This window comes from uncultured Paracoccus sp. (assembly GCF_947487305.1).
Classification (GTDB): domain Bacteria; phylum Pseudomonadota; class Alphaproteobacteria; order Rhodobacterales; family Rhodobacteraceae; genus Paracoccus.
Genome location: NZ_CANKWH010000037.1, coordinates 1 through 12,597 on the forward strand (window position 1 = coordinate 1; position 12,597 = coordinate 12,597).

13 protein-coding genes and 1 pseudogene are annotated in these 12,597 nt (G+C 63.4%); 11 read left to right on the top strand and 3 right to left on the bottom strand.

Features of this window, described 5'->3' with window-relative positions; genetic code table 11:
• Positions 1-76 precede the first annotated feature (76 nt).
• Positions 77-207 (bottom strand): annotated as a pseudogene (locus Q1A36_RS20335) (IS3 family transposase); the annotation flags it as partial.
• Positions 208-655: 448 nt separating this feature from the next.
• Here Q1A36_RS20335 and Q1A36_RS20340 point away from each other — a divergent pair.
• Genes Q1A36_RS20340 through tpa form a run of 11 tightly spaced genes read left to right on the top strand, consistent with a single transcriptional unit; the run spans position 656 to position 11,289 of the window.
• Positions 656-1,480 (top strand): transporter substrate-binding domain-containing protein, encoded by an 825-nt coding sequence (locus tag Q1A36_RS20340; protein ID WP_299847835.1) that lies wholly within the window; start codon positions 656-658, stop codon positions 1,478-1,480.
• Positions 1,481-1,539: 59 nt separating this feature from the next.
• The gene (locus tag Q1A36_RS20345; protein ID WP_299847837.1) at positions 1,540-2,316 is read left to right on the top strand and encodes an amino acid ABC transporter ATP-binding protein; all 777 of its coding nucleotides are present in this window, start codon (positions 1,540-1,542) and stop codon (positions 2,314-2,316) included.
• 7 nt (positions 2,317-2,323) lie between these two features.
• Positions 2,324-2,986, top strand: coding sequence for an amino acid ABC transporter permease (locus Q1A36_RS20350; RefSeq protein WP_299847839.1), 663 nt, complete (start codon positions 2,324-2,326; stop codon positions 2,984-2,986).
• A gap of 12 nt (positions 2,987-2,998) precedes the next feature.
• Positions 2,999-3,670, top strand: coding sequence for an amino acid ABC transporter permease (locus Q1A36_RS20355; protein WP_299847841.1), 672 nt, complete (start codon positions 2,999-3,001; stop codon positions 3,668-3,670).
• A 24-nt stretch (positions 3,671-3,694) separates the two neighbouring features.
• Positions 3,695-4,573, top strand: coding sequence for a dihydrodipicolinate synthase family protein (locus tag Q1A36_RS20360; RefSeq protein WP_299847843.1), 879 nt, complete (start codon positions 3,695-3,697; stop codon positions 4,571-4,573).
• 54 nt (positions 4,574-4,627) lie between these two features.
• On the top strand, positions 4,628-5,860 hold the full coding sequence (locus Q1A36_RS20365) for an FAD-dependent oxidoreductase (protein ID WP_299847845.1): 1,233 nt from the start codon (positions 4,628-4,630) through the stop codon (positions 5,858-5,860).
• Positions 5,861-5,871: 11 nt separating this feature from the next.
• Positions 5,872-7,347, top strand: coding sequence for an aldehyde dehydrogenase family protein (locus Q1A36_RS20370; protein ID WP_299847846.1), 1,476 nt, complete (start codon positions 5,872-5,874; stop codon positions 7,345-7,347).
• 4 nt (positions 7,348-7,351) lie between these two features.
• Positions 7,352-8,377 carry a proline racemase family protein gene (locus Q1A36_RS20375; protein WP_299847848.1) on the top strand — a complete coding sequence of 342 codons (1,026 nt, stop codon included), beginning with the start codon at positions 7,352-7,354 and terminating at the stop codon, positions 8,375-8,377.
• Positions 8,374-9,123, top strand: coding sequence for an SDR family oxidoreductase (locus Q1A36_RS20380; protein ID WP_299847850.1), 750 nt, complete (start codon positions 8,374-8,376; stop codon positions 9,121-9,123). The genes Q1A36_RS20375 and Q1A36_RS20380 overlap by 4 nt, the downstream gene beginning before the upstream one ends.
• Before the next feature lie 4 nt (positions 9,124-9,127).
• Positions 9,128-9,880 carry an SDR family NAD(P)-dependent oxidoreductase gene (locus Q1A36_RS20385; protein ID WP_299847851.1) on the top strand — a complete coding sequence of 251 codons (753 nt, stop codon included), beginning with the start codon at positions 9,128-9,130 and terminating at the stop codon, positions 9,878-9,880.
• A gap of 29 nt (positions 9,881-9,909) precedes the next feature.
• Positions 9,910-11,289: a hypotaurine--pyruvate aminotransferase Tpa gene (gene tpa / locus Q1A36_RS20390; RefSeq protein WP_299847852.1), complete on the top strand. Its 1,380-nt coding sequence runs from the start codon at positions 9,910-9,912 to the stop codon at positions 11,287-11,289.
• 42 nt (positions 11,290-11,331) lie between these two features.
• Here tpa and Q1A36_RS20395 read toward each other — a convergent pair whose 3' ends face one another.
• Both Q1A36_RS20395 and Q1A36_RS20400 read right to left on the bottom strand, forming a co-directional pair.
• A complete protein-coding gene (locus Q1A36_RS20395) occupies positions 11,332-12,051 on the bottom strand; it encodes a GntR family transcriptional regulator (RefSeq protein WP_299847853.1) in 720 nt (239 codons plus the stop codon).
• Positions 12,052-12,200: 149 nt separating this feature from the next.
• Positions 12,201-12,597: hypothetical protein (locus Q1A36_RS20400; protein ID WP_299847855.1), on the bottom strand; the 397-nt coding region annotated here is incomplete at its 5' end.

The following is a 12,597-nucleotide window of genomic DNA, read 5'->3' on the forward strand; positions in this document are numbered from 1 at the left end:
GCAGCGCGACTGACAAGCTCGGCCCGCCGGTGAGCGCGAGGCCCGTCGTAAGCTACACCACGCCGCGGGACATCATCACCCGGCTCGGACAGATGCTTTCGCCCGGCACAGCCAGATCATCATGCAGTTTGCGGTAGCCGTGACCTTGTCGCTCTGGTTCCAAGCCTTGTGCAGCAACTCGATCTGACGCTTGTCTTCCTGCGCCCGCGTGCACAACGTGGCCTGAAAAGAGCAATGGCCCTTCGGCGGCGACGCGCTCAATGCCGACTGTTACCTCACAACAATCGACGGACTGCCCTGAGGTGATACCTTAGGACGGTCTTCCTTGTTTACCGTTCTGACGCCGGAAATCGGCTGGTCAGGCTGACTGATTCCGGTTGTTTGATGGTGTCTCCATGGCGTGTCGATTGGTATCGCCCACAATTTTCGGGCCGAGCGCTCCGCAGAAGATTCAATCAACACACTGATATTAATTTATTTTATTTGTCGATTTAGCATCTAATCGCTTTGTGGCCAGATGTCGACCAAAAATTTATTGACGTGTCGGCTTTGTGTCGGCATGTTGATCAACATCGTGACGCCAATGCTGGAGGGCATGAAGGAACTGCGCGGCCATCGGGCTGCCAGAAGGCGTCCAGGGGGAGGAGAAACCAACATGCTGAAGACATTCTCGAAGGCTTTGGGACTTGCGGCCGTCGTAGCTATGGGTGTGGCCGGTGCCGCATCCGCGCAGGAAGGTGAAGGCTACTGGCAGCAGGTTCAGGCGGCGGGCAAGCTGCGCTGTGGCGCTGCGGTCGCCCCGCCCTATGTGATGCGCGATCCGGCAACCGGCGCCTATTCCGGCTTCTTTGCCGATCTGTGCCGCGACTTTGCCGCCGCGCTGGAGGTCGAGCCGGAATTCGTCGACACCACCTGGGACAATATCGTTGCCGGCCTGCAGGCGGGCAAATGGGATATGTCGCTGGCGCTGAACCGCACTCCGGCGCGGGCGATGGCGGTGCAGTTCTCGGTTCCGGCGATGGAGTACCAGATCTCGCTGGTCTACAACAAAGAGAACCCCAAGATTCCCGCCGATGCCGTCTCGGTGGCGGATGTGGATGTTGCCGGTGTGACCATGGCGGTCATGTCCGGCACGGCGCAGGACAAGGCGATCTCGGGTGCGGTCAAGAACGCGACCGTGCTGCGTCTGCCAAGCGCGGATGAGACGCGGCTGGCCCTGCAATCGCGCCGCGCTGATGTGGTCGTCGATGCATCCGACACCAACCTTCTGTTCACGCAGGCCAATCCCGACTGGTCGGCGACGCTGAACCCTGAACCCGCGCTGGCAAAGCAGGGCGTGGCCTTCGGCCTGCCCCATGGGCTGAGCGCCGCAGACGTCGCCGTGGTCGATATCTTCCTTGAGGAAAAGGTCGCCACCGGTGCCGTCGACGCGCTGATCGCCAAGGCCGCAGACGAGGTTCTGGCGGCGGCTGGCCAGTAATCGAAAACGACGCGGGCCGCCCATCCGGCGGTCCGATCAGATCAACGGTGGGGGCTGTAATGAACGCGACAACGACGAATTCTGCGCTGGTCGAGATCAACGATCTTCACAAGAACTATGGCCCGAATGTGCAGGTCCTGAAGGGGCTGAACATCGACATGATGCCCGGCGAGCGGGTCGTCGTCATCGGGCCGTCGGGCGGCGGCAAGTCGACCCTGCTGCGCGTGGTCATGGGGCTGGAGCAGATACAGGGCGGGTCGCTGCGCTTTGGCGGAAAGCCCTACATTACCACCAAGGGCAGCAAGACCGTCATCGACAGCGAGGTTCGCAAGAAGATCGGGATGGTATTCCAGCACTACACCCTGTTCCCCCATCTCTCGATCATGGAAAACCTGATCCTCGCCCCGCGCAAGGTGAATGGCGAAAGCCGCGCTTCGGCGCGCGAGCGGGGGCAGAAGATATTGGAACGCTTCGGGCTGGCGGCCAAGGCCGATGCCTATCCCAGCCAATTGTCCGGTGGCCAGAAACAGCGCGTGGCGATTGCCCGCGCGCTGATGCTGGACCCCAAGCTGATGCTGTTTGACGAGGTGACGTCGGCGCTGGACCCCGAACTGGTGGCCGAGGTGGAACAGGTGATCCTGAACCTGGCCGCGCAGGGGATGCCGATGATGATGGTGACGCATGACATGTGGTTTGCCCGGAACGTCGCCAGCCGCGTGATCTTCTGCGCGGGCGGCGTGGTGGTCGAGGATGGCCCGCCCGAACAGGTTCTGGGCGATCCGGTCGAGGAACGCACCCGCGAATTCATCAACCGCGTCTTCCACATCAAGGCGTGAGGCGGCGATGGATTATCAACTGGATCTTGGGGCGGTCACGCGGAACATGGGTCCGCTGATCGAAGGGCTGTGGGTCACGCTGCAACTGACGCTGGCCGCCAATGTCATCGGCGTGATCGCGGGCTTTGGTCTGGCGCTGCTGACCACCAGCAAGCTGGCAATCCTGCGCTGGCCCTCGATGCTGTTCGTCGAGTTCTTCCGCTGCACCCCGGCCATCGTTCAGATCGTCTGGTTCTTCTACTGCGTGCCGATGATCTTCAATGTCTTCTGGGGGCCGGTCTTCATGGGCATCATCGCCCTTGGCCTGAACCTTACCGCCTTCAACGCCGAGGCCTACCGCGCCTCGATCCAGGCGGTGCCGCGCGAACATCTGGATGCGGGGATCGCCCTTGGCCTGTCGCCCGCGCAGCGTATCCTGAACATCGTGCTGCCGCAGGCGTTGCGAAATTCTGTTCCGGTTCTGCTGACCAACGGCATCGGCATCTTCCAGCAAAGCGCGCTGGTGGCAATCGTGGGTGTGGCCGACCTGATGTATCAGGGCAAGACGCTGGCCACCGCCACCTATCGCCCGATCGAGACATTCACCATTGTCGCGCTGATCTATCTCGCGATTTCCTATCCGGTCGGCCAGTTCGTGAACTGGCTGGAGCGCCGGCAGAGCTATGCATAAGGGGGCGGGCCTATGGGAATGACCTTGGATTTCTCCATCCTGCTGCGCTTTACCGATGCGCTGGCGATGGGGCTGTGGACGACGATCAAGCTGACGCTGCTATGCGTTGTGCTGGGAACGTCGCTTGGCTTTGTCATCGGCCTGCTGCGCAGCAATGGAAACGCCTTCATCCGTGGCGCACTTGGGCTTTATGTCGAGCTTTTTCGCGGCACGCCGGTGCTGATCCAACTGTTCTGGATCTTCTTCTGCCTGCCGCTGATCCTCGGGGTCGAGTTCTCGAACTTCGTCTCGGCCACCATCGCGCTGACCCTCTATATGGGCGCCATCACGTCCGAGACCTTCCGCGCCTCGCTGCGCTCGGTCGGGCGGGAACAGATGGATGCCTGCGTGGCGCTTGGCCTGCCGCGTTCGGCGCAGATCCTGAACGTGATCCTGCCGCAGGCGGTGCTGCGGGCCGTGCCGACACTGCTGTCAAACGCGGTATCGCTGTTCAAGGAAAGCGCGCTGGTCTCGGCCGTGGGCATGGCTGACCTGATGTTCATCGGGCAGAATATCTCGAACAACACCGCGCGCCCGGTCGAGGTGCTGACCGTGGTTGCCGTCATCTACTTCATCATCGCCTTCCCGCTGACGCGCGCCGTCACCGTGGTCGAGCAGAAACTGCTTCGGAAATTCTCTGTCTAAGAGATCGAGTGAAAGGAACTCATCATGAAACTTTCTGGCGTCATGCCTGCACTGGTCACCCCGTTCGATGCAAACGGCAAGATCGACTTCGCCGCCTTCAAGACCCACCTGACCAATCTGCGCGCGGCCGGGGTTTCGGGCTGGGTGCCCTGCGGATCGTCGGGCGAATACAACTTCATGTCCGATGACGAACGCGATCAGGTGCTGCAATTCGTGGCTGATTTCGCCAAGCCGGGCGAGGTTCTGATTGCCGGCACCAATGCGCCTTCGACCGCCGGGGTCATCGCCAATACCCTGCGCGCCAAGGCCATGGGCTATGATGCCGTGCTGCTGGCCACGCCCTTCTATACCAAACCCACACAGGCTGAATTGATCGCCCATTTCCGCGCCGTGCTGGACGCGACCGACATGCCCATCGTGCTTTACAGCTATCCCGACAAGGACGGCGTCGAACTGGGATGGGAGGTGCTGGACGCGCTGGCCGACGATCCGCGCATCATCGGGATCAAGGAAAGCTCTGGCTCGTTGCAGCGCGCCATCGGGATTGCGACGCGCTATGACGGGCGTATCCAGCTTGTCTCGGGGTCCGACGACATTGCGCTGGATTTCATGCTGTGGGGGGCGGAAAGCTGGATTTGCGGTCCGGCCAATTGCATGGCCAAGGCCGTCTGCGATCTCGACCGGACCTTCAAGTCGGGCGATCTGCAAAAGGCGAAATCGCAGATGGCGACGCTGTACAAGGCGATGAACATCCTCGAATCCGGTAAATTCGTTCAGAAGCTGAAATATGGTTGCGAGATTCAAGGCGCGCCGGTCGGCGAATGCCGCGCACCGCTTGGGCCGCTGACGGATGAGGAAAAGGCCGATTTCCGCGCGGCTATGCAGCCGATCCTGAACTGGTGATCTGCGTCGGGGCGGCAGGCCGCCGCCCCGGCCAATCAAGAAAGCGAGGCACGGATGGTCACCGCAATCGTGGGCGCAGGCATCATCGGTACGACATTGGCATACGAGCTGCAAAAGCGCGGCCATCAGGTGCTGCTGATCGACCGGGATGCACCGGGCCGGGGCGCGTCCTATGGCAATATGGCCTCGATCGCAGTGACCGAATTCATGCCCGCCTCTCGCCCTTCGGTCTGGCGCCAGATACCGGGCTGGACGCTGGACCCCGAGGGGCCAGTGCGCGTGCGCCCGGCCTATATGCCCCGCCTGATCCCGTGGTTCGCCCGCTTTGTCGCCGCCTCGCGCCCCTCGCGTCTGCGCGCATTGGAGGCACAGGGCGCAGCCCTTTGCGCGCGGGTTCATCAGGACCTGGGCGCGCTGCTGCGCGAAACCGGGCTTGAGGGCGAGTTGACCGAGGAAGGCTGCCTGTCGCTTTACACCGATCAGGCCGAATTTCGTGCGGATCGCGAACATATCGAGATCCTCGAACGCTTTGGTTTTGACCATCATCTGCTCAGCGGTGCGGATGCCCGCGCGTTGGAACCGGAGTTGTCGGACAAGATCGGCATGGCCGTGCTGTTCCCCCAAAACCGCAGCCTGCGCGACCCTTACCGGCTTGTGACCAGCCTTGCAGACCGCTTTACCGCCATGGGCGGACGGATAGAGAAGGCCGAGGTCGCGGGGTTTGACCGTAGCAACCGGATCACCGCGCTGCGCTTGACCGATGGCCGCAGCCTGCTGGTGGATCAGGTGGTTCTGGCGGCGGGCGCCCATACGGCGCGGCTGTCGAAGCTGCTGGACGAGCCGATGCCGCTGGAAACCGAACGCGGCTATCACACGCAGATCATGTCGCCCGGCATTTCGATGCGCCATTCGATCATCTGGCCGGCCCGCGCCTTCATGGTCACCCCGACCGCAGGCGGCATCCGCGTCGGCGGCACGGTCGAGATGGCGGGGCTCGACGCCGCGCCCGACTATCGCCGGGCCAAGATCACCGTGAAACGCGCGAGTGAGGCGCTGCCGAACCTGCGCTGCGAGGATTTCACCGAATGGATGGGCCACCGCCCGGCTTTGCCCGACACGGTGCCGGTCATGTCCGCCTCGGCCCGAATACCGGGCGTTTTCTATGCGACCGGGCACGGCCATCTGGGCGTGACCTATGCCGCGACCAATGCCCGGCTGATGGCCGACCTGATCACGGGCGCCAGGCCGCCCATCGACATGACCCCCTATCGCATCGACCGTTTCTGAAGGAGGCAATCTTGACCCATCAGCTTTTCATCGACGGCGCCTATTGCGACGCGGCCTCGGGGCAGGTTTTCGACGTGGTCGATCCGTCGAACCGACAGGTCTTTGCGCAGGTCGCCCGTGGCGGGGCCGAGGATATCGACCGCGCCGTCACCGCCGCCCGCCGCGCCTTTGACCACGGTCCCTGGCCACGGATGTCGGGGGCAGAACGCGCCGCCGTCTTGCGCCGCATGGGCGACACCATCGCCGCGCGCCGCGATGAATTGGCGCGGGTCGAGGTGCAGGATAACGGCAAGCCCCTGCCTGAGGCGCTTTGGGATATCGATGATACCGCCGGTGTCTTTCACTTCTATGCCGATCTGGCCGAGCGGCTGGACAATGCCGCCGTTCAGGACATCACGCTGTCGGTCGAGGGATTCACGTCAAAGGCCGTGAAGGAACCCGTTGGCGTTGCGGGCGCGATCATCCCGTGGAATTTCCCGATGCTGATGGCCTCGTGGAAGGTCGCCCCGGCACTGGCGGCGGGCTGCACGGTGGTGCTGAAGCCGTCCGAACTGACGCCGCTGACCGCGCTGGAACTGGGCCGGATCGCGGCCGATGCGGGTCTGCCTGCGGGCGCGCTGAACATCGTGACGGGCTTTGGCCCCGAGGCCGGGCAGCCGCTGACCGAACATCCGGGCGTGGACAAGCTGGCCTTTACCGGATCGGTCCCCACAGGGTCGCGGATCATGGCCACGGCGGCACGCGACATCAAGACCGTCAGCCTTGAGCTGGGCGGCAAGTCGCCTTTGGTGGTCTTTGCCGATACGCCCATCGACGAGGCCGTCGAATGGATACTGTTCGGCATCTTCTGGAATCAGGGCGAGGTCTGTTCTGCCACCAGCCGCGTGCTGGTCGAAGCGCCGATCTATGACGCGCTGCTGGCGCGGCTGACCGAGGAAGCCCAGAAGATCAGGATCGGGCACGGGTTGCAGGATGGCGTGCTGCTGGGTCCGCTGGTCAGCCCGTCGCAGCACGAAAAGGTGCTGGCCGCCATCAAGCGCGGCAAGGCCGAGGGGCGGCTGGTCACGGGCGGCGGCGTGCCCGAGGGGCTGGAGGCCGGGTGTTACATCCAACCCACCATCTTCGCCGATATGGCCGAGGATAGCTGGATCTGGCGTGAGGAAATCTTTGGCCCCGTGGTCTGCATCAAACCCTTCACCTCCGAGGCTGACGCCATCCGCATGGCCAATGACAGTCGCTTTGGCCTGGCCGCCGCAGTCATGTCCGCCGATCTCGACCGGGCCGAACGGGTGGCCCGCGCCTTTCGCGCCGGGATCGTCTGGATCAATTGCAGCCAGCCCACATTCACCGAGGCACCCTGGGGCGGCTACAAGCAATCGGGCATCGGGCGCGAACTGGGTGAGTGGGGCCTGAACAATTACCTTGAGACCAAGCAGATCACCACTTGGGATCGCCACCGCCCCTGGGGCTGGTATCTGAAGGATTAAGCCGATGCGTTGGAGCCGCAGCCTGCAGACCGTCGATGTCCACTGCGCCGGAGAGATCGGCCGCGTCATCACCGGCGGCGTCTTGAATATCCCCGGCGATAGCATGGCCGAAAAGCTGGATCACCTGAACAAGGTCGATGACAGCTTGCGGCGGCTATTGTGTTCCGAACCGCGCTCTGGCCCCGCCGGGTCGTTCTGCCTGCTGGTCCCGGCTTGCGATCCAGCGGCGGATATCGGCTTGATCATCCTGCAACCGGATCAAGCGCACGCGATGTCAGGATCGAACGCCATGTGCGCGGTGACGGCGATTCTGGAAACCGGGATGCTACCGATGGTGGAGCCAGAAACGGTCGTGACGCTGGATACCGCCGCCGGGCTGGTTCGCGCGCGGGCACGGTGCGAGGGCGGCAAGGTCACGCGCGTCAGTCTGGACATGCCGCCCGCGTTCGTGGCGCAGGCGGGCGCGGTGATCGAGACCGCCGAATGGGGTCCGGTCCGCTATGATCTATGCTTTGGCGGGGTCTTTTATGCGCTGGTCGATGTCGATCAGATCGGGCTGACCATCGCGCCGGAAAACGCCCGCGAGTTGGCGCGGATCGGCGTCGCTTTGCGCAACCGCATCGCCGCCAACGAGCCTGCGCCGCATCCAACCACCCCGGCGCTGAACGGGCTGGCCTATGTCATGTTCCGCAGCACTGAACCCGACGGCGCCCTGCGCACCTGCACCACGCTGCGACCGGGCCGCGCGGATCGCTCGCCCTGCGGGACGGGGTCGAACTCCAACATGGCAGTTCAGGCGTTGCAGGGTCGGGTGAAGCCAGGCGACAGGCTGGTGTCGCGGTCGATCATCGGCGGCGAGTTTGTGACCGAGTATCTGGGCGAAACGCGGGTCGGTCCATATCCGGCGACGCGCAACCGGGTCTCGGGTCAATGCTGGATCTATGGGTTGACCCAGATCGGGCTGGACCCGAGCGACCCGTTCCCGCAGGGCTTCCAACTATCCGACACCTGGGGCTCCGAGGAGCCATGAGCCTTGCTGGCCAGAACATCCTCGTGACCGGCGCGACAGGGGCCATCGGGCAGGCGATCTGCCGCGCCTTGGTGGCAGAGGGCGGGCGTGTCGTGATCCATTATGGGCGCAACCGCGCCGTGGCCGAGGCGTTGTTGGACGAATTGAACGGGCAAGGCATCTGCGCCGCCGCCGATCTGGCCGATACCGAAGGCCCGCAACGGCTGTGGGATGCAGCAACGAAAGCCGGGCCGATCACCGGGCTGGTCAACAATGCCGGCATCCGCTCTCAGATCGCGGTCGAAGCGCCAATGGATCAGTGGCAGCAGGTCTGGTCGCGCGAGATGCGGGTGAATTTCCTGTCTGCGGTCGATCTGTCGAAACTGGCGATCCAGCATTTCCGCCAGCAGGGCAGCGGGCGGATCGTCAATATGGCCAGCCGGGCGGGTCAGCGTGGCTATGCATCGGATGCGATGGCTTATGGTGCGTCCAAGGCGGCGCTGATCAACCTGACCAAGTCCATCGCGCAAAGCCATGGGCATGAGGGCATCACCTCGGTCGCGCTGGCGCCGGGTTGGGTGCGCACCGAGATGGCCGAGGCCTTTATCGCGGAACATGGCGAGGCGGCGGCGTTACAGGGCATCCCCATCGGCGCGATGGCCGCCCCGCAAGAGATTGGCGAGTTGGTCGCCTTTGCCTTCCGTCCCTCGCAGGCGTCGTTGAACGGTGCGGTGCTGGACGTGAATGGCGGCAGCTATCTGAGGTAGGGATATGCGCTTTCTGGATAAGGTCGTGGTGGTGACAGGGGCGGCAGGTGGCATCGGTCAGGCCATCGCGCAGCGTTTCGCGGATGAGGGCGCGCGGGTCGTGCTGACCGATGTGAACGCCGATGGGGTCGAGGCTGCGGCGACCGCCATCCACACCAAGGGCGGCCATGCGCGCGGCTTTGCCATCGATATCTCGCAGCCCGATGGCTGCCGGGCGATCATCGACGACGTCATCGCGACCGAGGGGCGGATCGACGTGCTGTGCAACAACGCCGGCATCAACCGCCGCGGCCCGCTGCTGTCGCTGACCCCGGATGACTGGCGCCTGTCCTTTGCCGTCAATCTGGACGCGATGTTCCACCTGTGCCAGTCCGCGCTACCCCATATGATCGAGGCGGGCGGTGGCGCCATCGTCAACACCGCCTCGCAATGGGGGCTGCATCCGGCACCCGGCCACATCGCTTATAACGTGACCAAGGCGGCGGTGGCGAGCTTCACCCAGAACCTTGCCCGCGATTATGCCGCCGACAAGATCAGGGTGAATGCCGTCTGTCCTGGCGAGATACACACCCCCATGCTGGAGGCAGGGGTAACCCGATCAGGCCGCACCATTGCCGATCTGGACCGGATGGTGCCCTTTGGCCGGATCGGCAGGCCGGACGAGGTCGCAGCCCTGGTCGCCTTCCTCGCATCGGACGAGGCGGCGTTCATGTGCGGCTCTCTGGTCGAGATCACCGGCGCGCAGGCTGTCGCCTGAGCCATGAACCGCAATTGAAAGAGGCAATGATGACACTGGACCTGACGCAGAACGATATTTCCAAAGTGGTCGCAGCGGATCGCGAGCATGTCTGGCACCATCTCAGCCAGCATAAAGCCTATGAGACCGTCGACCCGCGCGTCTTTGTCGAAGGCAAGGGGATGCGGCTGTGGGACGCTACGGGCAAGGAATATCTGGACGCCGTGTCGGGCGGGGTCTGGACGGTGAATGTCGGCTATGGCCGCGAAAGCATCGCCAACGCCGTGCGCGACCAGTTGATCCGGCTGAACTATTACGCGGGCGCGGCGGGCACGGTGCCTGGCGCGGTCTTTGCCGAGCGGCTGATCGAAAAGATGCCGGGGCTGAGCCGGGTCTATTATTCGAACTCGGGCTCTGAGGCGAATGAGAAGGTCTACAAGATGGTCCGCCAGATCGCCGCGCGCCACCATGGCGGGCGGAAATGGAAGATCCTTTACCGCGAGCGTGACTATCACGGCACCACCATCGGCACGCTGGCGACCTCCGGCCAGTTGCAGCGGGCAGAGCAATATGGCCCCTATCCCGACGGCTTCGTCATGGTCCCGCATTGCCTTGAATATCGCGCCCAGTGGGACGTGCCGAATTACGGCGAACGTGCCGCCGATGCCATCGAAGAGGTGATCTTGCGCGAAGGCCCCGACACGATCGGCGCGCTGGTGTTGGAGCCGGTGACGGCGGGCGGCGGCGTCATCACGCCCCCCGATGGCTATTGGCCGCGCGTGCAGGAAATCTGCCGCAAATACGACATTCTTTTGCATATCGACGAGGTCGTCTGTGGTCTTGGCCGCACCGGCACCTGGTTCGGCTATCAGCAATACGGGATCGAGCCTGATTTCGTGACCATGGCCAAGGGCGTCGCCTCGGGCTATGCGGCGATTTCCTGCACGGTGACGACCGAGCGCGTCTTCGACATGTTCAAGGACGACGCCACCGATCCGATGGGCTATTTCCGCGACATCTCGACCTTTGGCGGCTGCACCGCCGGCCCCGTCGCCGCCATCGAAAACATGCGCATCATCGAAGATGAGGGCCTGCTGGACAACTGCACCCAAATGGGCGAGCGGACGCTGACCAACCTGCGGGCGCTGATGGACAAGCATCCGGTCATCGGCGATGTGCGCGGCAAGGGCCTGTTCTGCGGGGCCGAACTGGTCGCGGATCGCGCCAGCAAAGAGCCGCTGGACGAAAAGCGCGTGCAAGCGGTTGTGGCCGATTGTCTTGCGCAGGGGGTAATCATTGGCGCGACCAACCGCTCGATTCCGGGGCTGAACAACACGCTGTGCCTGTCACCCGCGCTGATCGCCTCGACCGATGATATCGACCGGATCACCGACGCCATCGACGGCGCGCTGACCCGCGTGATGGGGTAAGGCGCCGCCGGTCGGCGGGGCCAGCCCTCGCCGACCGGCTGGTCAAGCCGACTGCCGGATGCCCGACAGTTGCACGCCGGTCGAATAGTTTTCCTTCATGAAATTGAAGAAATTGTCCTGAAACTGGCGCGTATGCGCATGGGCCAGCGCATCGGCCCGTTCGACATCCCTCTGCCGGATCGCATCCAGCATCTGCACATGTTCATCGGTCAGCAGATAGCCATCGCTGGTGCGTTCCAGATAGTCGAAATGCAGATGCAGCATCCGCCGCCCCTGCTTCAAAAGCCGCTCATAGAACTCGGCCAGATAGGGGTTCCGGCCCGCATGGGCGATGGCCATGTGGAACTGCATGTTGGCATGCGACATTTTCAGCCGGTCGCGTGATGCGACGGCGGCCTCGAATTCGGCCTGACAGGCGGCGATCCGGTCAAGGTCGCTGTCCTTGCGCAATTCGGCGGCAAGGCGCGTATTCAGCCGCTGAGCGACGTCCAGCGCCTCGACATATTTCGGAAAGCTGAGCACATCGATGGGCGCGACGATGGTCGACCGGTTCTGCAACGTGACCACCAGCCCGTCGCCCGCCAGCCAGATCAGCGCCTCGCGCACGGGCGAGCGTGACATCTTGAACCGCTGGGCGATGGTGGTCTCATCCAGCAACTGACCGGGCTCCAGCTCAAGGCTCAGAATCTCGTCATGCAGCGTCTGATAGATATGGCGCCAGCCGGTTCCCTTGGTGCGTTTGGTGGTTGCTTCTTTCGCCATTGTCCCGGCCCGATCTGTTGCTTTGCCTATCGTTAGACAAATCGCCGCGTCTTGTCGACGGAGGGACGGACGTTCTGCCGTCTTTGTGTCGGCACAAGAGCGAGGGAGATGTAACAGTCATTTGCTCGCATAGTGCCGGTTTGCCAGCGTCACGCCGACAGAGATGTGTCCGGCATCCGATTCGGGAAGTTCGGATGCTGCCTGATCTTTTTCGCGTCCGCGGCTGTCGCTGCGCCGATCAGCGCATCGAACAGCTTCCGCCGCTCGTCCTCCCCCATTGCATCCACCATGCTGTCAAAGCTGCGGGTGATGGCTTTCAGGATGTCCTGGTGCTTCTTCTGCTGATCGACGCCGATCTTTGCACCGATGGAGACGACGCGCTCGATCTGACGGCGATGGCTGTCTGGACTTGCCCGGAAAAAGTGGAGAGCACCAACTGAGGAACCAGGAGGTGTTCTATGGGAAACGGGAACAGACCGAGGCCGGAGTTTCGGCGTGAAGCGGTGCGGCTGGCACTGACCAGCGGCCGGACGCGGCGAGAGATCG